The sequence below is a fragment of the Marinomonas ostreistagni genome, assembly GCF_016461785.1.
GTDB classification, from domain to species: domain Bacteria; phylum Pseudomonadota; class Gammaproteobacteria; order Pseudomonadales; family Marinomonadaceae; genus Marinomonas; species Marinomonas ostreistagni_A.
Window position 1 is genome coordinate 101,211 of sequence record NZ_JAEMUH010000004.1, and the last position, 22,353, is coordinate 123,563.

17 protein-coding genes are annotated in these 22,353 nt (G+C 44.5%); 11 read left to right on the forward strand and 6 right to left on the reverse strand.

Features of this window, described 5'->3' with window-relative positions; translation table 11 throughout:
- Window positions 1–112 precede the first annotated feature (112 nt).
- Window positions 113–1,786, forward strand: a complete 1,674-nt coding sequence (locus JHD44_RS04960; RefSeq protein WP_199461656.1) for a diacylglycerol kinase family protein — start codon at window positions 113–115, stop codon at window positions 1,784–1,786.
- A gap of 7 nt (window positions 1,787–1,793) precedes the next feature.
- Here the strand turns inward: JHD44_RS04960 and JHD44_RS04965 are convergent, their stop codons facing one another.
- Window positions 1,794–2,564 (reverse strand): hypothetical protein, encoded by a 771-nt coding sequence (locus JHD44_RS04965; protein ID WP_199461658.1) that lies wholly within the window; start codon window positions 2,562–2,564, stop codon window positions 1,794–1,796.
- A 130-nt stretch (window positions 2,565–2,694) separates the two neighbouring features.
- A complete protein-coding gene (gene hisA / locus JHD44_RS04970) occupies window positions 2,695–3,459 on the reverse strand; it encodes a phosphoribosylformimino-5-aminoimidazole carboxamide ribotide isomerase (RefSeq protein WP_199461660.1) in 765 nt (254 codons plus the stop codon).
- A gap of 127 nt (window positions 3,460–3,586) precedes the next feature.
- Here hisA and arfB point away from each other — a divergent pair, with 127 nt between their 5' ends.
- From arfB to JHD44_RS05005, 7 genes are all read left to right on the forward strand, one after another.
- Window positions 3,587–4,000: an alternative ribosome rescue aminoacyl-tRNA hydrolase ArfB gene (arfB, locus tag JHD44_RS04975; RefSeq protein ID WP_199461662.1), complete on the forward strand. Its 414-nt coding sequence runs from the start codon at window positions 3,587–3,589 to the stop codon at window positions 3,998–4,000.
- A gap of 389 nt (window positions 4,001–4,389) precedes the next feature.
- Complete coding sequence (locus JHD44_RS04980; RefSeq protein ID WP_199461664.1) at window positions 4,390–5,967, forward strand: cytochrome ubiquinol oxidase subunit I; 1,578 nt, start codon at window positions 4,390–4,392, stop codon at window positions 5,965–5,967.
- A 1-nt stretch (window position 5,968) separates the two neighbouring features.
- The gene (gene cydB / locus JHD44_RS04985) at window positions 5,969–7,105 is read left to right on the forward strand and encodes a cytochrome d ubiquinol oxidase subunit II (protein ID WP_199461666.1); all 1,137 of its coding nucleotides are present in this window, start codon (window positions 5,969–5,971) and stop codon (window positions 7,103–7,105) included.
- A gap of 44 nt (window positions 7,106–7,149) precedes the next feature.
- On the forward strand, window positions 7,150–7,266 hold the full coding sequence (cydX, locus tag JHD44_RS04990) for a cytochrome bd-I oxidase subunit CydX (RefSeq protein ID WP_055463284.1): 117 nt from the start codon (window positions 7,150–7,152) through the stop codon (window positions 7,264–7,266).
- A 42-nt stretch (window positions 7,267–7,308) separates the two neighbouring features.
- Window positions 7,309–9,033 (forward strand): thiol reductant ABC exporter subunit CydD, encoded by a 1,725-nt coding sequence (cydD, locus tag JHD44_RS04995; protein WP_199461667.1) that lies wholly within the window; start codon window positions 7,309–7,311, stop codon window positions 9,031–9,033.
- The gene (locus JHD44_RS05000; protein ID WP_233401764.1) at window positions 8,999–10,672 is read left to right on the forward strand and encodes an amino acid ABC transporter ATP-binding/permease protein; all 1,674 of its coding nucleotides are present in this window, start codon (window positions 8,999–9,001) and stop codon (window positions 10,670–10,672) included. Before cydD ends, JHD44_RS05000 begins: the two co-directional genes overlap by 35 nt.
- A gap of 86 nt (window positions 10,673–10,758) precedes the next feature.
- Window positions 10,759–11,703, forward strand: coding sequence for an alpha/beta hydrolase-fold protein (locus JHD44_RS05005; protein WP_199461669.1), 945 nt, complete (start codon window positions 10,759–10,761; stop codon window positions 11,701–11,703).
- A 50-nt stretch (window positions 11,704–11,753) separates the two neighbouring features.
- Here JHD44_RS05005 and JHD44_RS05010 read toward each other — a convergent pair whose 3' ends face one another.
- The gene (locus JHD44_RS05010) at window positions 11,754–12,014 is read right to left on the reverse strand and encodes a YdcH family protein (protein WP_199461670.1); all 261 of its coding nucleotides are present in this window, start codon (window positions 12,012–12,014) and stop codon (window positions 11,754–11,756) included.
- Between the two features lie 334 nt (window positions 12,015–12,348).
- Here JHD44_RS05010 and JHD44_RS05015 point away from each other — a divergent pair, with 334 nt between their 5' ends.
- Window positions 12,349–15,324, forward strand: coding sequence for an NAD(P)-dependent oxidoreductase (locus JHD44_RS05015; RefSeq protein ID WP_199461671.1), 2,976 nt, complete (start codon window positions 12,349–12,351; stop codon window positions 15,322–15,324).
- A 120-nt stretch (window positions 15,325–15,444) separates the two neighbouring features.
- Complete coding sequence (locus tag JHD44_RS05020) at window positions 15,445–16,566, forward strand: DUF4147 domain-containing protein (RefSeq protein ID WP_233401766.1); 1,122 nt, start codon at window positions 15,445–15,447, stop codon at window positions 16,564–16,566.
- 82 nt (window positions 16,567–16,648) lie between these two features.
- On the opposite strand, the gene JHD44_RS05025 is transcribed toward JHD44_RS05020, so the two are convergent.
- The 3 genes from JHD44_RS05025 to rnt all read right to left on the reverse strand — a co-directional run bounded on the left by JHD44_RS05025 (window position 16,649) and on the right by rnt (window position 21,261).
- Entirely contained in the window at window positions 16,649–19,999 is a 3,351-nt protein-coding gene (locus JHD44_RS05025) for a DUF748 domain-containing protein (protein ID WP_199461673.1), read from the reverse strand.
- Between the two features lie 110 nt (window positions 20,000–20,109).
- Complete coding sequence (locus JHD44_RS05030; protein WP_199461674.1) at window positions 20,110–20,511, reverse strand: YbaN family protein; 402 nt, start codon at window positions 20,509–20,511, stop codon at window positions 20,110–20,112.
- Window positions 20,512–20,592: 81 nt separating this feature from the next.
- Complete coding sequence (rnt, locus tag JHD44_RS05035; RefSeq protein ID WP_199461675.1) at window positions 20,593–21,261, reverse strand: ribonuclease T; 669 nt, start codon at window positions 21,259–21,261, stop codon at window positions 20,593–20,595.
- Between the two features lie 97 nt (window positions 21,262–21,358).
- Between rnt and JHD44_RS05040 the strand changes: the two genes are divergently transcribed.
- Window positions 21,359–22,267 carry a flagellar protein MotY gene (locus JHD44_RS05040; RefSeq protein ID WP_325097047.1) on the forward strand — a complete coding sequence of 303 codons (909 nt, stop codon included), beginning with the start codon at window positions 21,359–21,361 and terminating at the stop codon, window positions 22,265–22,267.
- Window positions 22,268–22,353 lie beyond the last annotated feature (86 nt).

Sequence of the window (22,353 nt, forward strand, 5' to 3'; positions counted from 1 at the left end):
GCATATAAGCAGTATTGATTTACGAATTGAAGTGTTCTCGATATGGTTGTTCTAAAGGGATATAAACATTCAGCAAAACTTAAAGTGCTTCGATCTGTAGGGAGTCGTACGTATGTTGTTACAAACAAATGTGTATTTATTACTCGCGTTAGTGTTTGTTTTCTTAAGTATTAGTACAGCAGATGTTTACTTTAGAAGCGCTTGGATTTGGGCATCTGCATCATTTTTCGCAGTGAGTCTTGCATACTTGCTAAATAAGCCAGCTATTTTTCGAAAGCGTGCAAATGGAACCATACCAATTTCAATTCGTTGGCTTCTGTGGCCTTTTCTTTGGGCAACCCAGCTCTACAATGCCATTGCTCGTAGAAAAGACAAAGTGCCAGCTATACAGGAAGTTGAACCTGGTCTTTTCTTGGCGAGGCGCCTCTTTCCATCCGATATTCACTTTTTACGTTATCACGATATAGGAGCTGTTCTAGATGTTACAGCTGAGTTTGATTCATTAAATTGGACTCTTTTAGGGGAAGAGATTGATTATCTAAACGTTCCTATTCTAGATCACTCTGTGCCAACTGAAGCTCAAGTAGAGCGTGCGCTGAACTGGATTCATACACATAGAAAAGATGGCAGAAGTGTCATCGTGCATTGTGCATTGGGACGAGGGCGCTCAGTATTCATGATGGCTGCTTACTTGTTGAGTCAACATCCTGATAAGACGCCTGTAAGTGTCTTAAAACAAATCAAATCTATTCGAAAGAGCATTTTTCTGAATAAAAAGCAATTGCATCACTTAACAACGCTTCATCATGAAAGAAAGCTACGTGTGAAAAACAGTGCTTGGTTAATTGCAAACCCAGTTGCTGGGACAATGCAATGGAAGGAGAGTAAGGGACAGATTCTTGAGTCACTCAGCCCATATTACGATATTACGCTAAGGACAACATCAGAGAGTCACAATGGTCGATATTGGGCTGAAAAAGCATTAGCTACAAAACCTGATCTCGTGATTGCTTGTGGTGGTGATGGAACGGTTGCTGAAGTGGCTCAAGTGCTCGTAAATACTCAAGTGAAGCTCGGGATCATACCGTTGGGAACAGCCAATGCACTGAGTTATGCTTTGTGTGGTATAGGAATAAAGATCAATCCAATTGATACAGCATGTATGGCGCTTATTGAAGGCGTTGAAAGTCGTATCGATACTGCTAAATGCAATGATGAAGTGATGCTGATGTTGTGTGGTGTAGGTTTTGAGCAGCAAATGATTGAAAAAGCTGACCGATCTAAAAAGAACAACAGCGGTCAATTAGCATACTTGCAGGGACTATCTGAAGCGGTAAGTGCTAATCAGACTAGAACTTATCAGCTATGCATCAATGATCATGAAACCATTGAGATTAATACTCCTAGTTTGACAATCGCTAATGCTGCCCCTGTAACAACTTTATTGGCGCAGGGCAAAGGGGCGCCTGACATTACAGATGGGAAGATGGATTTGACTTGGTTGTCAGCCGATAGAGCACAATTGTTAAATTTATTGGAGTTGGTCGGTCACGGTTTAACGAGTCGTTTGCAGGATCATGTATACGAAGGCGTGAATCACACCACAGCAGCTCGTGTTAATTTGAAATCAAACGGAAGGATTGATTATGTGCTAGATGGTGAAAACCGAAGTGCAGAGCAAATAACGATTGAAATGATTCCAAAGTCCTTATCTGTGATGGTCCCTAGGCGTTTAGAAAAATTCAGAAGCGAAATGGAGGAGAAGCTAACTAGCCACTCCTCTTAAACACTCATTACTCACTTTCTAAGCGGATCTTTAAAGTACCTGAAACAGTACCTGAAGAATCTGCAGTTGGTGCATCAAATTCAAGCTCATATTTGCTTCGAGTCGGTGCGAATGTACCGATGAGCTTACCGTTAATAATAATTTGATAAGACTCAGTAAACGTGACATTGAGTGGTTCAGAAACGGCATTTTCAACCAAAAAGTTTTCTGTCAACTTAACTACTCTTGATTCACCACGTACCCAGTTGCCGACCAATGCAGGCGCTTTAAAAGACTTTTCTTTTTTGATGTTAATTGCAGACAAATGTAGTTGAAGAATGTCGCCATTACTAGGATGGTCACGACGGTTTTCAACACGTTTATCTAGCTCAATGATTTCTTTTGTGAGCATTGTATTGAAAGATTCATATTGATTAACAGTCGCTTGTAGTTCTGTGCGAGCTTGGTTGCTATTAAGCGGCAATTCAAGCTTCTCAATCGAGTGACCAAGTCTTGTTTCTAACTCTTCTACATTTTGCTGTGCGAGTTGATCGAGCTTCTGCAATTGACTCATTAGCTCATCCTGACTAAGTTCCTCTGTTACTTGAGGCTTCGCGTCAAGATTCTTTGTCGAGAGATCTACCTGCTCTGTCGTAACAACTTCTTCAGTCTTCGTTGTTTCAGAAGACGGTTCTTGTTCCGGTAGCTGCTGGCTGCTGGTTGACGTGGTAGTAGTGGTAAAGGAACACGCTGATAACAACAAAGGTAAAACGATAAAGCTGGTGCGTAAGATCCTCATACTCTTAAAAATTCCTAAGGTGAATAAAAATATTTGCCAAGTATGAGGCAATGGGCTGTCGATGTCGAGATAAGGAATGCGCAAGAAATCGAAGGAGCGTCAAGTTCCCCCGATATTCAAAAAGATTGCGCTATTGGCCGCTATTCCAAGAAATGCATTCCTCTAAAGAAACGCCTTTTCCACCGAAGATATCTAAAGCGCTACCAATGGTTAAATCAACCAACCCATTTGATAATTCATGAACACGTTTTAAGTCATTCAGTGAACGTGCGCCGCCTGCATAAGTGACATCAATAGGGCAGCCTTGACCTAGTAGCATCACTAGCTTCTCATCAATTCCAGCCTGAAGACCTTCAACATCAGCAGCATGTATTAAAAACTCATCACAGTGATTAGCAAGTTCAGTCAAATTTTCATGATTTACTTCCGTTGAAGTCACTGTTTGCCATCGATCTGTTGCAATAAACCAACTCTCGCCGACGCGACGGCAGCTTAGGTCGAGTACTAAACGGTCAGTGCCAGTTTCTCGTTTGATATGATCGAGACGATCCCATGAGAACTCCCCGTCTTCAAAAAGGTAAGACGTAACAATGACGTGAGAGGCACCTGCTTCAAGATATTCAGCGGCATTTTTTTTAGTAACACCGCCACCATATTGTAAGCCGTTTGGGTAGGCTCTAAGTGCGCTTAAGGCTTCAAGCTTGTTTTCTTTGTCTTTGCCAAGAGCTATAACGTGCCCGCCTGTGAGGCCGTGTTCTCGATAGAGGCTTGCATAATAGGCTGCATCATAGTCACTTATGAAGTTCTCTTTTGCGCCAGTGTCATTCAAACTTCCCCCTACAATTTGCTTTACTTTGCCTTGGTGTAGGTCGATGCATGGACGAAATAGTGTCACTGATGGCTCCAGTTTCCAATCAAAAAGGAAGGTGATTGTAACGAACTTGTCAAAAGATGCGAAGTAAGATTATGAAACCTTTTGCTACTGTTACAATGAGCTTCAGACAATTTGATGTGAAAGTGACATGGTTATAAAAATCTCCAATACAGTTGAAATTCCTGATTATGAAATCGAAATGACGGCTATTCGTGCCCAAGGAGCTGGTGGTCAGAATGTCAACAAGGTCTCAAGTGCCATTCATTTAAGGTTTGATATCCTTCAATCTTCTCTTCCTGAACGAATCAAAGAACCACTACTAGCTCTAAAGGACAGTCGTATATCTAAGGATGGGGTCTTAATTATTAAAGCGCAGCAGTTTCGAACTCAAGAAGCCAATAGAGAAGACGCACTCAATCGTTTGCAGAACTTGATCCTAGAAGCAATTCGTCCGCAGAAAGAACGTCGTCCGACTCGGCCAACTAAAAGCTCACAACGAAAACGATTAGACATAAAAAAACAGCGAGGAGCCATTAAAAGTCAAAGGCAAGCGAAATGGTAACTATAATGAATTCTTATCACTCAAAGCTATATAAAAAAATGACATAGTCCAAAATGATATAAGCTTATTACTTTTTGTGTTGACTCGTGTAAATAATAGGCATCTAATATGCACCGTAGCGGTGCTTAGAGTTGACTAATTGATCAAATCAAATGCCCAAGCTCTCTTTCTTCATGTAAAGAATGTGTAAGTTAGAATTGAGTTAAGCCATTAGTAACATTTATTGATCTAACGCAATGACCCATAAGCAACGCTAATAAATAATTCACACGTATGCTAACCATACATTTAGTGAATGATGAAGCATTTGTTGGCGACCAAAAGAAATAAGAGCATTAAAGTGCCTAGGAAGAGCCGCCGTTTTCTTACGTTAGACATGGGTTAAGATCATGATTAATGAAGCAGTTGTAGAGCTCTCGCGGTTCCAGTTTGCGCTAACGGCCATGTACCACTTTTTGTTTGTACCTCTGACCCTCGGCCTTTCTTTCTTACTTGCGATTATGGAGTCCGTGTACGTCATTACTGGCAAACAGGTGTACAAGGACATGGTGCGCTTTTGGGGTAAGTTGTTTGGGATTAACTTCGCCCTAGGTGTCACAACCGGTTTGACTATGGAGTTCCAGTTCGGAACAAACTGGTCTTACTACTCACATTACGTAGGTGACATCTTCGGTGCGCCATTGGCAATCGAAGGCTTGATGGCCTTCTTCCTTGAATCAACACTAGTTGGTTTGTTCTTCTTCGGTTGGGATCGTTTAAGCAAAGTTAAGCACTTAATGGTGACTTGGCTGGTAGCGCTAGGTTCTAACTTGTCTGCACTGTGGATCTTGATCGCCAACGGTTGGATGCAAAACCCTGTAGGGTCTGAGTTCAATTACCAAACCATGCGTATGGAATTAGTGGACTTCGGTGCATTGTTATTTAACCCTGTGGCGCAGGTGAAATTTGTTCACACTGTTTCTGCGGGTTACGTAACGGGTGCCATCTTTGTCTTGGTGATCTCAAGCTATTACCTGCTTAAAAATCGTGACTTAGCCTTTGCGCGTCGCTCGTTTGCCATCGCTTCTGCGTTCGGTCTAGCGGCTACTTTAAGCGTTATCATCCTAGGTGATGAGTCTGGTTACGAGCTAGGTGAAGTACAGCGCGTGAAACTGGCGGCGGTCGAAGCTGAGTGGGAAACCCACGAAGCACCAGCACCGTTCACGATCATTGGTTTCCCGAATCAAGAGCTAGAAGAAACAGAATATGCGTTGCGTATACCTGGCTTGATGGGGTTGATTGCCACGCGTTCTCTTGATGAAGAAGTGGTCGGTATTAAAGAGCTAAAAGAATACCACCGCCAACGCATTATCAACGGTATCTATGCTAACCAGTTATTGGCTGAGCTACGTTCTGGCAACGAAGACCCTCAATTGATCGAAAACTTCGAAAAAGTAAAAGACGATTTGGGTTACGGCTTATTGGTGACAGCTTTTACAGATGACATCAATAACGTCACGCCAGAGCAGCTTGATATGGCAGTGGATTACTCTATTCCTAAAGTGGCACCACTGTTCTTCGCGTTCCGCATCATGGTGGCAGCAGGCTTCCTAATGCTGGTGACTTTCGCAGTGGCTTTCTACCAGAATGCTCGTCGTCGTATTGGTCAAAACCGTCTGTTCCTAAAAGCCATCATGTTCACGCTACCGTTGCCATGGATCGCCTGTGAGACAGGTTGGTTTGTTGCCGAATACGGTCGTCAGCCTTGGGCCATTGGTGAAGTACTACCTGTTCACGTGGCGGTATCTAACCTGACAACAGGTCAAATTTGGTTATCACTAGGTCTTATGACTGCTTTATACACTGTGTTCTTGATTGCAGAGATGTACTTGATGATTCGTTTCGCGAAGAAGGGTCCTTCAAGTCTGCATACTGGCCGCTATGCGCTAGAAAAAGAAACAGACCAGCTTAAAGCGCAGGAGGTTTAAGATGGATTACGAAATGCTGAAAGTCATCTGGTGGGTATTGGTTGGCGTATTGCTAATCGGTTTTGCCATCACGGACGGCTTTGATATGGGGGTCGGCTCACTTTTGAACGTTATTTCAAAAGACGACTCTGAACGCCGTATTATGATCAACTCGATTGCCCCACACTGGGACGGTAACCAAGTTTGGTTTATCACAGCAGGTGGTGCGCTGTTTGCGGCTTGGCCAGTAGTATACGCGACCTCGTTCTCAGGCTTTTACATGGCGATGATTCTAACCTTGGCGGCTTTGTTCTTCCGTCCAATTGGCTTTGATTACCGTTCTAAGCTTGAAGGTACAAAATGGCGTAAAAACTGGGATTGGGGCATCGGCTTTGGTTCAGCAGTTCCACCCATCATTTTTGGTGTGGCGTTTGGTAACCTATTGCAAGGCGTACCATTCCAGTTTGATGAATACCTACGCGTGACCTACACAGGCTCATTCTTCGCACTGCTTAACCCGTTTGCGATTCTTTGTGGCCTAGTGAGCTTGCTAATGCTTGTGACGCAAGGTGGTGCTTGGTTGCTAATGAAAACCGAAGGCAACTTATTTGCCAAAGTACGTAAAGCAACCATGGTGTCGGGTGTTCTTACTGCTGTGTTGTTCGCTTTAGCAGGTGTTTGGTTAGCTTATGGTATTGATGGTTACGTGATTACGAGTGAGTTCGATGGTAACTCTGCTATGACGCCATTGATGAAAACAGCTGAGGTTCAAGCTGGAGCTTGGTTAGCGAACTACAGTGTTTTCCCTGCTCTAATGCTTGCTCCGATTGTCGGTATTGGAGGTATGTTGCTAGCGGGGCTGATGGGGGCTGCGGGTCGTGGTGGCATGGCTTTCCTTCTATCATCATTGGGTATCGCTGGAATCATCATGACTGCTGGCGGTTCTATGTTCCCATTCCTAATGCCGTCTTCTTCTTTTCCAAGCATGAGTCTGACTATGTGGGATGCGACATCAAGTGAAACCACTATGATGATCATGTTCGTGGTGGCGTGTATCTTCGTACCGATTGTATTGTCCTACACTGTGTGGAGTTACTTCGTGATGTTTGGTCGTCTCTCTAAAGAGCACATCGCGAAAAACTCACATTCACTTTACTAAGATGCAATGGGGTAGGGGAACCTGCCCCGATATAAGGAGTCATTATGTGGTATTTTGCTTGGGTGTTGGGTGTTCTACTAGCGTGTTCATTTGGCATTATCAATGCTGTCTGGCTTGAGTTTTCTGGCTACGACGGTGAGTCTCCAGAAGATTCAATGTAATAAAAAACTAAGGTTTCGACCTTATGATGTAAGGCTTTCGTGATGCGTGAACGGGTTAAGACACCAGAACAGCAATTTCTTTCTGATTTACAACAAGCGGAAAAGAAGCGCTTTCAAACAGTCAAATGGTTAGGTGTCTTAATCGCGTTGATGATTGTAGCGCAAGCCTTAGGTCTGGCAAAAGTTATCTCTGATTTAGTGCTTGAGGGGAGCTTTCCCCTCAGTGCCGCATTGCTTGCCGGTGGCGCATTTCTTTTAAAAGTCGTTGTGCAATTTGTGCGTGAACAAATGTGTGCCAGTGCCAGTCGTAATATTCGCTTTTCACTTCGTAAACGTTTAATCAGTCACTTAACGAGATTGGGGCCTAATCGTCTAAAACTAGATGAAGATGCGGGGCTTTCGACTCGTGTATATGAACAAGTCGACGCATTAGATGACTACTACAGTCGCTATGTGCCACAGGTTTTCCTTGTTACCTTTATTCCTTTGACAATAATGCTGGCCGTGTTACCAGTGTCATGGATTGCTTTTTTTATCTTTGCTTTTACAGCTCCCTTAGTGGTGTTCTTTATGATACTCGTTGGTCATAAAGCGGCAAGCGCCAATCGTAAGCAGTTTAAGGTGTTATCTCTGCTCTCCAACCAGTTTATGGATTTGAACCAAGGCATGGCGGAGCTGAAGCGTCTTGGTCAAACACAAAGCGCCCGTGAGCGCTTATCACTCACAGCTTCTGAGTACCAGAAGACCACCATGGGCGTATTACGTTTGGCATTTCTATCAACAGGTACGCTTGAACTTTTTTCTTCCGTGGCGATTGCTATGGTTGCACTTTATTTGGGGCTTGGCCTTTTAGAGCAGCTTCCGTGGCAGACTGGCGTGTCACCGGTCAGTTTGTTTGCTGCGTTTTATCTATTATTGCTTGCTCCGGAGTTCTATTTGCCGTTACGTCAGCTTGGCAATGATTACCACGCAAAACAAAAAGCAGAAGCGGCTGCGACAGATATTCAAGCCATTCTCGATATGGCACTAAGCACATTTAGCGAGCATGAAAAAGAGAAGTTTTCAGAAACCACGGTTCATCAATCAACGCCAATTATTCAGTTTGTCGATTTACATTGGCAGCAAGATGGTCGAACTCGTCTTGCTAACATCTCGGTTTCTATTCAGCAAGGCGAGCGAGTTTGGCTAAGAGGAGAGTCTGGAGCAGGTAAGACAAGCTTAATGTCTATCCTGCTTGGCTTCGAACAGCAATACCAAGGATCAATCTTAATTGAGGGGACATTACTTTACCCAGAGGATATTCAAGCTTGGCGTCGCCGCTTGGCTTGGATACCACAACAGCCAGAATGGGTTCAAGGCACGATTCGTCAAAATCTAGAATTAGGACTTGGGAAATGCAACGACGATGATTTGCGCATGGCGTTAATGAAAGCACAATGTTGGGATTTCGTCGGTCAGCTTAGATTTGGCTGGGATACCCCTATCAGTGAAGCGGGGACAGGTCTATCTGGTGGGCAAATGCAGCGTTTGTCTATCGCGCGTGCTTTGCTTAGTAAGGCAGATATTTGGTTATTAGATGAACCCTGCTCTGGGCTTGATTTAGAGACAGCTGAACAAGTTTTGAATACCTTAGACGAAGCTAGCTTCGGTAAAACCGTATTGATCATCAGTCATGATACGCATCCTGTTGTGTGGGCAAATCAACAATGGGTAATGACAAAAGAAGGTGTGCATGTCGCAACGCAAACCCCAATCTCTTACGTTTAAATCGCTGTTGCTAGAAAACCCTTTTGGGTTACTGGTAGCGGTCTTAGTCGGTATTATCTCAAGTCTAGCGGCCGTTGCCCTGCTGGGAATTTCTGGTTGGTTTTTATCCGCTGCTGGTCTTGCTAGTGCAATGGGCACAGCGCTCGTTTTTAATTTTTTTACGCCAGGTGCACTAGTACGTCTGATGGCTATCCTGCGAACAGCAGGTCGCTATGGTGAGCAAGTGTTTTCCCATGATCATTTATTAGGCTTATTACGCAGCCTTCGTTTATGGGTATGGGATCAGCGTATTAATACGCCGCAAGCTAAGGTGAATAAACAAACCAAAGGCGACTTGTTACAGCGCCTAGTTGGCGACTTGGATCAAATCATCAAGTGGCCATTAGCCGTCATCATGCCATGGGTATATGGCTTAGTAGCATGTCTTGGCTTGTTTGCATTGGGAGCATTTGTATCGCCAACGCTGATGTTGCCCATTACCTTATACAGTGTGGTGCAGTTATGGATGATTCCTTGGTTAGCCAACAGAGCGGCGTTGCTATCTGTATATAGAATGCAAGCTTTATCGGTACACCGGCGAAGCCGTTTTATGTCGGTGTTTTCGGCGTTGATTACGTTGACCATTCGTGGACACTGGCAACATTACAGTGAGCGCTTGGACAATTTAGATGAGCGTCAACGTAAGCTTCAAGCTTGTTTGCAGCGCAGCACGTCAAAGACAAAATTGATCAGCCAACTAATGAGCTTTTTGTTAATTGGTAGTTTCTTTATTTTATGTTTAGAGATTACGGATCAAGGCATCAGCATTCAAGCCGAGGTTGAAGCAACGTGGTTGGTGGCATTGGTGTTGGCTGCATTAGGTGTCAATGAGCTAATGCAACCCATTTCTAATGCTGTGTTGGCTCAGGGTCAATCTAAAGTAGGTTTAAAGCGTTTGAATCAGCTTGCGATTTCAGCTCCTTTAGAAAGAGAAGACGATGCGCCCAGACTAGCGCCTTTTCAGAACATTACTCTGCGTGGTTTTACAGGTCGCTATGAGACTTCCCCGACGTCAGCTCATTTACCTAAAGTGAATATTTCCATTTCCTGCGGCGGAGCGATGCGCCTTGTGGGCGCCAGTGGCTCAGGCAAGAGCACTTGTTTGGCTGCGTTAGCAGGAGACATAAATTATGACGGAGAAGTTTTACTGGACGACCAGCGCTTTATCCAGCTTGACTCACCCTCATGGCGTAGTCAACTTGCCTTTTTATCGCAGCAGTCCGTTATTTTTCAGCAAAGTTTAAGAGCAAATCTGTGTCTTGGGAATGCTGCTGCAAGCGATACGGAACTGTATAAAGTACTTCATACATTAGGTCTCAAAGAGTGGGCAGAAGCTTTACCTAACGGATTAGATACTCTTTTAGGTGCTCAGGGGCGAGATATCTCCGGTGGTCAAGCCCGTCGTATATGTCTTGCAAGAGTATTGTTACGGAGCTCACCAGTGTTGATCTTAGATGAGCCTTTTGATGGATTAGACAGCTCTAGTATTGAGCGTATATGCGGTGCTTTGCTAGAGGGGCCATATAAACCTGACTTCTTAATTTATGCTAGTCATGTTGATACCGCTCTAGACCGTTGCTCACATACTGTGATGCTCTAAAACTTATAAGGTAAATGTTCGTAAGGACTGTGTTTCTAAATCCCTCGTCGCGTTAGCATTATTTTTTTCTTTTATGGAGTTTAATAATGCAAAGAATGCTGTCTGTAAGTGTCTTAGCAGCTGCAGTGTTGTTGTCTGGCTGCAGTCAAAATGTCATGCAAGGTGGAGGACGTGGCGGTAGTATCGATAAGTCCTATGATACCAAGTTGATTGAAGAAAGAGCGGCGCTGTCTTCAAAGTTTCAGAAGTTGACTTTTAGTGATCCTGTTAATGGCAATCAGATGTCATATAACTTGTTTGTTCCAGATAACTACGATAGCAGTAAATCCTATCCATTGGTTGTGTTTATGGCCGACGGAAGTACGACAGGTAAGGGTATTGAATCACCTTTAATACAAGGGTGGGGTGGGATCATTTGGGCCTCTGATCAAGAGCAAGCTAAGCATGAAAGCTTTGTTCTAGTGCCAGCATTTGTCGGTCCTGAAAATGTTGTAAACGATCGATCAGAAGTTACAGACGAAGTAGATACAGCGATGCGCTTACTTAACGCTGTGAAGTCTCAATACACTATTGACTCAGATCGTCTCTATACCACCGGTCAATCCATGGGGGGAATGATTTCTTTTTATTGGAATGCAACGTATCCTGACTTATTTGCAGCGTCTTTATATGTTGGTAGTCAATGGGATATCAATGTATTGCAACCACAACGTAAGCAAAAATTTAGTTATGTGGTTTCCGCTGGAGATAAGAAGGCATCAGCAGGCATGACTAGTTTGAAAGCTGATTTTGAGAAATATGGGGTCGAGTTCGGACAAACAAAATTCTCTGCAAAACTCTCACAAACAGAACAAAACCGTGAAGTGAGTGAGCTTATTGAAAAAGGTTACGATCGTAACTTTATACAATTTGATGCGAATACGGTTACACCTGATGGCGTTTCGGGTGGAGGCGCTGAGCATATGTACTCATTTGATTATGCGTATAAGCTTGAACCCGTTAGAGATTGGTTGTTTGAGCAATCGAAATAACGCGAAATAATAAGCCCACTAGTTGTGGGCTTATTATTTTTTATGACTAATTATGCAGTTTCTTGTTCTGCTTTCGCTTTACGCAGCATGTCGAGTAGAGAGTCCTTAAGATGTAAGCGGCGTTTCTTAAACTCTTCTTCCTCTAGTGTGCTAGCCAGCACAATTTCTTTTTCAATATTTTCAATTTCATTAGTTAAGAAATGATACTCATCGAATAAGCGTCGGAAATGAGCATCGTGCATTTTTAATTCATGAATTTGTTCTTTGTATTCAGGTAATTCATTTACCAAGCTGTGGTTTTCGATTGGCATTTCAATTCTCCTTGATTGTTCTCTTAACCTTTATCTGTAGATTACGCTTCTTTTGACTCAGGTAAATTGATTTCGGTCATTTGTAGAATAAATGCATAATTTTGGCGTTTTCAGGAAACTCTTACTTATTTGAACAATATTACACTGCCTGCTTAGCACAGCTTGATGTCAAGTGTGCGTCATTCAAAAGAGCAATGATCTGTTGGGTTGGAGAGCACCTGACCTCGTCGAAATAGGCGTGGGCTGGGTGAAGAGCAGATGCGCTATTGAATTAACGATAAGAATAAATACGCCAGTACGTATAACGTTTAACTATCTTGCAGGTAATAAATTTATGACTTCAATTGAGCAACTTAAAGCCGCTCGTGAAAGCGCGCTTTCTCTCACTCAACATGGCGCTCCACAAGCAACAAGCAATCAGTTTTTTGGTGTTGGTCCAATCACCGACATGGCATTAAATGAAGTTGATGCTCGTCAACTTCGTTTTGAGTTCGACGCGTGGTTAGAAGAGAACTACCCTAAGTTGGATGACAAAGGGAATCGTATTGGCAGCTTTACAACGGCTGAAATTGGTCGTGGTATGCACCGTGGTTACCCTGCAGATAAAGTCCTAAACGACATGATGCGTGAAATTCACCGCTACTTTGGCTTCCCTAAAGCGAATAGCATGGCGGTTGGTCTGGGTGGCGGTCACAGTGGCTTCACTGCCGCAGCGCTTCACCTAATGACGGCAAACGATCCTTCTCAAATCGTTTACGTTGATACACCAAAGCCTGAGTCAGAAGAAGGCAAAGCAGGTGGTTTCTTCCGCCAATCATGGGGTACTCAGTTAACTGAACTTCAGCGTTACGCCGCGAACGGTGATGAAAGCCGTATCCTTTTTGCTGAGGGCGAAGGCGCGATCCCAAGTGCTTCTTTCTTACTTGAGAAAGGCGTTAAACTATTCTTCGGTGTAGGCCACGAAACAACGGGGGCGACCACTTACACGGAACAAGAAATCCGCAACCTCCTAGAATGGGTTGATGCAAACCCAGAAGCGCACCACGCGGTAATTGACGCAACATCTCTTCTAGGCGCGATGCCTTGGTCAAAAGACCTAGTAGATGGCGTGTTGACGAAATGTAACATGTTCATGCCATTTCAGAAGGCCATCGGTGGTATCTCTGGTTACTTCATCGTATCGCTCACTAAGCCAGCACTAGCTCGTATCAATGCGAACCAAAAAGATCCAGCATGGGCTATCCCACGTCAGCTGAAAATTGCTGTGCCACGTGATGCAAAAGCACCTCTATCAAGCGAAAAAACAACGGATCTTGGTCCAATCTACGACGCTGAAAAAGATCAAATGCTGGGTGGTATCATCAATACATTCAGTACACTAGCGTTCGCAGAAACAACGTTCGCAGTTCTACGCAACGAGCGCATGATCGGTGATGTCTACACTCTAAACGCACGCTCTAAAGCAAACCGTGATCTAGTAAATCAGTGGATCGACAACAGCGAACTGTTCGAACTAGGCGTATCTAACACTGATTCTCGTGGCGCAGCGGTTACACTTCTTAAAGTCACTGACAAAGACATCACTGATGCTGACGTACACAATCGTATCATCGTGAAATCTAAGCAAATGCTAGGCTACGAAGGCATCACTCACACTGATGGTGCGCACGAGAAAGGTCTGGACGTTGCACGTTACGTGAACGCATTCCCAGGTTCTCCAGGTGACTATCGTGCTTGGATCGGTGGCATCCGTCCAAACGAAGATATCACTGCACTACTGGACAACATCCAGTACTGCTACCAACGTGCGAAAATCGCGGTTCTGGAAGAACTTCTAGCTGAGCAAGGCGAAACGGTTGAAAGTGCCGTATCTGCTTCTGCTGGCGCTGATGTTCGCCTAGACGACGCTGACCGAGCATACAAAGTACTGATCGCAGACCTAGTAGGTATGGTTTTTGATGCCGATGGACAAGCGGATTGTCGTGAAGTAGCTGCCTACATCAAATCTCAAGGTGGTAAGTTCCACTTCGGTTCTGTTTCAGAAGCAGGCGATCTAGAAAAAGGTAAAGTACATTTCTTTTACCAGCCAAGCCTAAGCCGCGAAGACGAGTTACTGGCTGAAACGGGCGAAGGCCAATACGACGCTGTGATCGCTGCGGCGACATTCTTCCCTGCGGAATCAAAGTTCGAGCTAGGTGGCGTACGTATCGGTGCCGGTACTGGCAACATGGGGTCTGCTAGCTGGGGTGGCGGTAACGGAGAAGGTGGTGTCGCACCACTGATGAATACGCCAAGCTTCAACTCTCGTGCGACGGCACAAGCAGCCATGAAAGCGCTGCTTAAAGTGCTTCCAGATCTACAAGTCAGCGCAATGCACGATCGCGTTGTTGCGGGCGACTTCGACACAGGTAAGAACCTAGCTGAGTTCCCAACCACGAAACTTGAAGGTAAGAAACTTGCTGTTGTTGGCTACGGCAACATCGGTCGTGAAGTCGCGAAACTAGGGGCAGCATTCGGCATGAACGTTTCAGTTTACGCTCGTCCAGCTCACCAGAAGTGGATCGAATCTGAAGGCTTTACTTTCGCTTCTAGCATCGTTGAAGCGGTGCAAGATGCTGACGTCCTTAGCCCACACACTGGTCTAGGTGCATTCAACACTGAAACGGGTAAGTTTGCTAACTCTGACATCATCAACGCAGAAGTGTTCTCTGCCATGAACCATGGTGCGGTACTGGTAAACTACGACCGTGGTGAAGTGGTTGACATCGAAGCGCTTGACGCGGCTCTAGCAAGCGGTCAGATCCGCTATGCTGCAATTGACGCTGACCTATTCAAAGACCCAGAAACGGGTGCTTTGTCTGGTCCAATGGTGCCATACCGTAACATCTACGAGAAACACGTAGATAAGATGGAGCTTCTTCCACATGCTGCAGCGGACACTGAACACGTTTCTCGTGTAGAAGGTGCGAAGCAAGCCGTTGATCAGATTTTATCAGTGATCAAGTACCGCAAAGTCGTGAACCTAAAAGGTGATCTACCAGAAGGGTACACCGATGGCGGTGCGAAGACTGTAAACGGTGTAGGTAAAGTGAACTCTAGCTCGGTTGCTAACCTATCTGATGAACAAATCAAACAACTTGCTGACAGCGCAACTCAATTAGCGGCATACTGGGGAGCAATCAACGCAACTAAAGACGCAGATAAACGTGCGGCACTCGTGGCTAAATACACTGAAATGATGGTGTTGAACTCAAATATCTACGGTACGTTACTTGCTCAGAACGGTCTTCAAGGTCCATTCGGCAACTAATTAGTACTCGCTACACTTAGATATCTCAAGAAGCCGTATCAGCGCCGTGACGTAAGTCCTGTTGATGCGGCTTTTTTATATCGTGTCGTTTAGACGCATAAGGGGGATAGATTGAATTCAATGGATAAAGAATCAGCCATAAAGATTTTTGACGCGGCGATCGATGCAGTTGCAGGCTTTAATGCAACGCAGCGTGCGGTATCGGCATTTGATGGCTTTGTGCCAGATCAAATCGTTGCGGTGGGTAAAGCTGCCAGTGGTATGTGTGCAGGCGCCTTAGCAGCACTTGGTAATGATTGTCCAGCCCTTCTTGTCACCAAGTATGACCACACGGATAAAACCATGTGGGAAGCTCAAAATGTGACGGTGATTGAATCTGCGCACCCAGTGCCAGATCAGCACTCGTTAGACGCTGGCGTGCGGATGCTTGATACCGTTGAGTCTATGGCAGCAGGTAGCAAACTTCTGTTGTTGGTTTCTGGAGGTACATCGGCTCTTTCTGAAGCCTTGCCTGAAGATGTGACGCTAGAAGATTGGCAACAGCTAACGGATCAAATGTTGGCGGCAGGGTACAACATTGGCCAGATCAATACGCGACGTAAAGAAACCTCCCTGATTAAAGATGGCAAGTTACTGGAAAACTTTAAAGGCGCAGAAGTTCGAGTCTTAGCCATTTCTGACGTAGAAGGCGATAGCATTAGTACTATCGGTTCAGGTACGGGGGATACAAAACGTTGCCCGGCTACATCAAGTGTTGATTTAATTGCGACCAACGAAGTGGCCCGAATGGCAGCCGCGGCGAAAGCTAAAACACTTGGTTTTACCGTTAAAGAAAACCAAGAATGTTTGTACGATGATGTAGGTGTTTTATCTGAACGCCTTGGTCAATACATCGCGCAAGCCGAGAAGGGCATTTACATCTACGGTGGTGAGCCAACGGTGAAACTACCTGAAAACCCAGGTAGCGGTGGTCGTAACCAAGCGCTTGCATTGGGTTTGGCACAGTACATTGTCGGTCGTGAGGACATACTGGTACTGGTCGCTGGTACCGATGGCAGCGATGGTCCAACGGATGCAGCGGGAGGCATTGTTGATGGCTCGACAGCCGCTGATATCGAAGGTGTGCATGATGCCCTACAACGTGCTGATGCAGGAACATATTTACGTGAGCATGGTGGTATCTTTATCACAGGCCCGACCAATACAAATGTAATGGATATTGTGATCGCTATTGTTTGCTAAGTTGTAAAAGACGACTGTCATAAAAAAAAGCTCCAGTCCTATTAGGGCTGGAGCTTTTTTGTCTCTATTAAAGCATTGCCAATTAGAAGGTAAAGGTTACATGTGGTGCAGCGTTATTGTCGTCTTCAATAGCAGGGGAACACAAGAAAACACGAGAAGATTGAATGCCATTATCAACCAGATAGCGTTTTAAAGACTCGGCACGCTGGTTGGCAAGTTCTAGTAATTCTGCCTTTTCGTCTTCGGTCAAAGATTTGTAAGTCTTGTCTTCGCTAATGTCTTTTACGACTGATACACCGCACGCTTTAAGCTCTGCACCCTTACGGTCTTTCATCAGTTTAATCATCTGATCCAAAAAGGCTTCTTGCTCTGGCGCTGTGATGTCTTGTTCCCCTAAAGCGTATTGCAACGGCTCTACGCGAAGACGCAGTGCTTGCTCACCAGCAAATTGAACCAATGAAATTACGTTGGCATAAGGGACAAAGGTTTGCATTAAGTAAGTGCTTGATGCTTTAAATAGTCCTTGTCTTATCGGTAACAAGAAGAAGTTTTGCCACTGGAAGTTAGGGTTATCGATGTCACCTTTCATCGGTAGATCTAAGACAATGTTGTTATCACTGTTTTTTAGAGCGTCGACAGCTAAATCCAGAGGAACGGCACCCACTTTTAGCAAAGCACTGCTGTCTTTTTGTCCGCCTAGATCGAATTGGCGTAAGACGATATGAGTATTACCACTAAGTTGACCGGCATTGGCGCCGAGATCAAGATCCATATTAAGTTGACCCGATTGAATCTGATAGCCAAGTGCATTGGAAACATAAGGAGAAATTGGAGGCAGTTCAACCTCTCTCACCGTTGCTTTTGCTTGCATTGTTAAACGTTCAGCCATGGGTTTGATCGAAATGTCGCTGTCGATCGTGGCATAGTCGCCATTTTTAGCCTTTAGCTGGAGAGTGGCTGAGGCGTCTGGATCACGAGTATTGAGCTGGTTAATGGTTAACTGCTCAATGTCTAAGACTCGACTAAGGGCAGGTGAAATACCTTTATCAGAGAAGCTGAATTGAGAGCCTGGAGACAACTCGATGCGGTCTACCACAACGTAGAAAGGAGTGCTTTCATTATTTGGTGTGCCCGTTTTTGCTGGGCTTTCTGGCGTTTCTGCTTCGTTCTCCCCAGCTTGCGTTTGCCAATTATTCGGCAGGACTAAGTTGGCTACTTCTCTAGACTCAGATAGCGCTACTCCAGAAATCAGCTTATCAAACAGCACACTGTCCACATTGATGCCATCTTTTTGGACTTGAACTCGTTTAATGGTCAATGCGTCAAACTTACTCAGAGCTGGTAAGTTTTGTTCTGAGCTTGGTTGAGAGGCGACGAGTCCATCAAGCTTGATCTGATCAATAGAGGCTTTAGTGCCTTGACTGTCGACGCTGATCGATGGGGCATTACCAGAGATACCTTTTAGGTTAAGTAGTGTGCCTTTGTCCGTCACGCTACTAGTCAAGTTCGTCATTTCAAGAGTATTTTTCTTCGCTTCTAGTTGCTCGAGGCCTTGGTCATTTATGCTTAGCAGAATCGACTCATTTACCAAGTTCAATTGATCCAGCAATCCTGTCAGTACTTCATTTTGAGTGATGCCTAGCTGATTAAGAATAAGTTGATTCTGCTGCGCGTTGAACTGTTGTTGGTCGTTTATTTGTTGCCATGCTAATTGGCTGTTTAACGAGATTGAATCGTAGCTGACTGACACATCTGGTTGCTCATTCGGTAAGTTACGAAGGTCTAGATCTAAACCTTTGGAAGCTAGTTGCGTTCCAGTTTTAGCCGAGAGCCCTTTGTTAGACTGAGTGAATTCCGTTTTACTCAGCTGTAAGTCAAGGTCTGCCAAAGCTGCATTGATATCAGGGTTATCAAAAGCGGCCCCACTCATCTGTAGTGCCGTGTTATTACTTTGAATGTTTAATTGTTGATCTGATTGGGTGATTTTGGCTTTGTTAAGTGCTAAACCAATGGATTGCAATTGGCCTGATACATTCGTGCCGGCAACTTTGGTGTTGTCTAAATCAAAGCTTAATTTATCAAGTGAAACGGTCTGGCTTTGTTCTGCTAAGTCCACATTAACTGGAAACTCCAGTGCTAAAGAGGAAGCTTCCAGCTGTTCGCCTGACGGTAGCTTCCCTGTAAGTCCTTCCGCTGTGAATGCCAGCACCGTAGCAATGTTTCCTTGAGCGCTTTCTAAATCTAATTGCGTCGCAACGTCTGTCAACTGCAACTCAGACTTGGTGATTGCTGCGTTATTTTCACCAGCATGCCATTTTGCCGAGCCTAATGAGAGAGTTGTATCGCCATTGTGAACCGTCAGCTCGTCACCCGTTTTAGAAAGGTTTAACTCGTTTTTGAGGGCAAGGTTGTCTGTTTCGAATTGTTGATCGCCAAGAGTTACTTTTAAACCTTCAATATCGATCGAACTGTCTGCTTGTACATTGAGGCTTTGCATCGTATTCATCGACACGGTTACGTCGTTTAATTGAGTATCGAAAGTATTCCAAGCAATATTCTGGTCGTTCTGCTGTAGGCTTAGATTAGAGCTGCCAACGTTAATACTAGGCGATTCAAATGTCAGTAATGGCGTATTTTTAAAGCGGTAAGTGGTCTTAGTAGTACCTTCTAACCGTAAGTCGTTGGCCTTAATAGAACCGATTTGATTTGGCATAAAGTGCTTAAAGTCAGAGCTAGAGACAAGGATGTTCTCTAGATCTATCGATGCATCTAGCTTTTCTTTATCTGCTTGAATGTCGCCAGTTAAGTTAGCAATGGCATCATTCAAGGAGGCGCTTAGCTCAAAAATACCTCGCCATTGGGACAGCTCATGGGACACTTCAGCGATGCTCAGGTGATTGATGGCAAACGTGTCAGTCCCTTTCTCTGTGCTAAACGAAACGGAAATGTCCTTTATGTCAGCATTTCGAACGAAGAAGGTAGGGACGATGGTTGCTTCTTTGCCTGATTCAGCTTCCTCATCGTTTGCAGTGTCAGCTTCGGATGGGGGAATCGTAATGCCTGCAAAGGTTAAGCTGTCTTCAAGCTGAGTAACCTGAGTTTTGAATCCATTAATCGCCACATGGTTAACATGGAAGGCGCCGAGGAAAAGTGGCCAAAAGTCTAGGCCAACACTTAAGTGTTCAAGGTGTAATGTTTCTTGCTCTTTTTGCTCAATACTGACATTACTCAGGTTGATTCCGATAGGAAACAGATCAGGGTTAATTTCTTCTGCAGTCAATACCGCATCATATTGTGCAAGGTAATGATTAGCGGCCCACTTGGTGAATGCTGGGATCAGTGACCAAATTAAGACCAATGTAATTATTATGGCACTAATGATTAAAGTAGCTTTTTTATGCCACGTTTGCATTGCAATGGCTTTATTTGCCATGTGATTCTCCTTGCAGACATTTTCATGCGCGAAACGACAATCATTCTACTGAGATAAAAAGAATAGTGTAAGACTAAGACTTCGTAAGTATTGTTCAGAAAAGAAGACGCTTACTCAGAATGAGAGTTGGAAGGTTCAGTATTTGGCTCTTTGCGCAAAGGCATCCTTAACAGATGAATACTGACAGCAATACCGATCACACATAAACCGATAGTGGCCCAGAAACGTGCGACGATAAACATCGATAGAGTCATACCTGCCCACATAAAAATGAGGGCACGGTTACGAGCTTTTTTAGGAATTCCCTGATCTGATTGCCAGTCAGAAACAATAGGACCGAAATATTTATGTTGTATTAGCCAAGCATGAAAGCGCTCAGAGGATTTAGAAAAACACCAGGCTGCCAGAAGAACTAAGGGCGTTGTTGGCAATAACGGTAGGAAAATACCAATAATGCCCGTGATGAGCGATAGCCACCCAAGGATGATCAATGCAAGTCGTTTACCAGTCATGTAGGGTCATCGCTATTTGTTCATGTAAATCCGTTATGAACTCTTACCTTAATAGAGTAAGAGCTAGTGTGTTTGATATGCCTAAGTCGCAGCACCAAACAACGATTCCATCGTGTCGCCTTCAGTTTCCGTAACCAGACTCCAGCCACCAAGCCGTTTCCAGCGGTTAACGATTTCGCAAAAGAGTTCCGCAGTTTTTTCTGTGTCATAAGCGGCTGAATGGGCTTGCGAATTACTAAAGGTAATACCGGCTACTTGGCAAGCTTTAGCGAGCACAGTTTGACCGAAAGCTAGTCCAGACAGAGAGGCTGTGTCAAAACTAGAGAAAGGATGGAAAGGGTTTCGTTTAATGTCGTTTCGTTCTATCGCTGCATTTAAGAAGCCATGATCAAAAGCTGAGTTGTGACCAACAAGGATGGCGCGTTTACATCCGGTTGATTTTAGCTCTTTGCGTACTTTACTAAACATTTGTGTAAGCGCTTCTCTTTCGTCTAGGTCTTCGCGTCCTGGAGCAAAAGGGTCGATCCCAGTAAAATCTAAGGCTTCTTTTTCTAGGTTTGCACCTTCAAAAGGCTTAATTAGAAAGGACATGGTTTCATGTATGTAAAGTTCCCCATTTTCATCCATTCGCAGGATGCTGGCGGCAAGTTCCAGCAACGCATCGGTTTTTGCATTAAAGCCAGCCGTTTCTACGTCGATAACAATAGGTAGGAAACCGCGGAATCGATCTTTGATTTCGTGATTAGACAAAAGAGAATCCTTAATTCTGCCGAATGCTCAGAAAATAAATGAGTAGTTGGTTTAAGATGATAACATACATGGCAAGTCGAGAACGAGAACTCATATCGTGATAGTTAAACCTTTACTGAAAACTGCTTTGCTCCTTTCTAGCTGTATTTTTGCTATGCAGAGCAGTGCGTTGACACGTTACGAGTCAACGATAGAAGAGTCTAAGTGGTCTCTGTCTGGCGACATTTTTGCTTGTACTCTTGAACACCCAATCCCTCATTTTGGTGTAGGGGAATTTATAAAAGAAGCGGGTGAGCCAATGAAATTTGTCTTGCAGCCACATAATGAAAAGATAGGTCCAGGACAAGTATATATTATTTCACAAGCACCAAGCTGGGTTCCGGGAATCTCTCCTGAAACTCTAGAAATTATGCCCTATCCAGGGTACGGCTTGACGGTAGAGGTTGGCGGGCAAGTAGCTGAACAAATGCTCACGTCACTTGATCGCGGGCGACACCCTGTGGTGACTGGTTCAGCTTGGGAGAATGGCCGAGAAAGTGTTGAGGTTGCCCTCAGTAACATCAATTTCAACCCAGCTTACGATGAGTTTCGTCGTTGTATGGCTAGTTTGTTACCGGTTAACTTTGATCAAATTGCTAGGACTGCCGCGTTGTTTCCAACCAATGGGACTGAACTTACTGAACGTATTAAGCGTCGCTTAGACCTTGTGGCTATTTACGTTGAAGCTGATCCCACCATTGAATATATCTACATTGATGGTCACACGGATATTGTTGGCTCACGACGTGACAACCGAGAGTTGTCGAAAACGCGAGCAGAAAAAGTAACCGCTTATCTGCTACAGAAAGGTATTCCACCTGAAAAAATCGTTTCCCGATACCATGGGGAGCGTTATCCAGCAGCGGATAATAGAACGAATGATGGCCGCGAACGTAACCGTCGTGTGACCATCCGACTTGAGAGAGCAGGTAATAACGCTCAATCATTATCTGAACCGAGTCAATAAGCGGTATTTGTACAGTAACAATCCTTTCTATTTTCCCTAACGCCCCTTGCTAAGCAAGGGGCGAAAATTTACACTTACCGCCTATT

What these genes read in the sequence shown, in the direction of transcription:
- JHD44_RS04960 (WP_199461656.1), top strand. Translation starts at nt 113, where the DNA reads ATGTTGTTACAAACAAATGTGTATTTATTACTCGCGTTAGTGTTTGTT.
- JHD44_RS04965 (WP_199461658.1), bottom strand. Translation starts at nt 2,564, where the DNA reads ATGAGGATCTTACGCACCAGCTTTATCGTTTTACCTTTGTTGTTATCA.
- arfB (WP_199461662.1), top strand. Translation starts at nt 3,587, where the DNA reads ATGGTTATAAAAATCTCCAATACAGTTGAAATTCCTGATTATGAAATC.
- JHD44_RS04980 (WP_199461664.1), top strand. Translation starts at nt 4,390, where the DNA reads ATGATTAATGAAGCAGTTGTAGAGCTCTCGCGGTTCCAGTTTGCGCTA.
- cydB (WP_199461666.1), top strand. Translation starts at nt 5,969, where the DNA reads ATGGATTACGAAATGCTGAAAGTCATCTGGTGGGTATTGGTTGGCGTA.
- cydX (WP_055463284.1), top strand. Translation starts at nt 7,150, where the DNA reads ATGTGGTATTTTGCTTGGGTGTTGGGTGTTCTACTAGCGTGTTCATTT.
- cydD (WP_199461667.1), top strand. Translation starts at nt 7,309, where the DNA reads ATGCGTGAACGGGTTAAGACACCAGAACAGCAATTTCTTTCTGATTTA.
- JHD44_RS05000 (WP_233401764.1), top strand. Translation starts at nt 8,999, where the DNA reads ATGTCGCAACGCAAACCCCAATCTCTTACGTTTAAATCGCTGTTGCTA.
- JHD44_RS05005 (WP_199461669.1), top strand. Translation starts at nt 10,759, where the DNA reads ATGCAAAGAATGCTGTCTGTAAGTGTCTTAGCAGCTGCAGTGTTGTTG.
- JHD44_RS05010 (WP_199461670.1), bottom strand. Translation starts at nt 12,014, where the DNA reads ATGCCAATCGAAAACCACAGCTTGGTAAATGAATTACCTGAATACAAA.
- JHD44_RS05015 (WP_199461671.1), top strand. Translation starts at nt 12,349, where the DNA reads ATGACTTCAATTGAGCAACTTAAAGCCGCTCGTGAAAGCGCGCTTTCT.
- JHD44_RS05020 (WP_233401766.1), top strand. Translation starts at nt 15,445, where the DNA reads ATGGATAAAGAATCAGCCATAAAGATTTTTGACGCGGCGATCGATGCA.
- JHD44_RS05025 (WP_199461673.1), bottom strand. Translation starts at nt 19,999, where the DNA reads ATGGCAAATAAAGCCATTGCAATGCAAACGTGGCATAAAAAAGCTACT.
- JHD44_RS05030 (WP_199461674.1), bottom strand. Translation starts at nt 20,511, where the DNA reads ATGACTGGTAAACGACTTGCATTGATCATCCTTGGGTGGCTATCGCTC.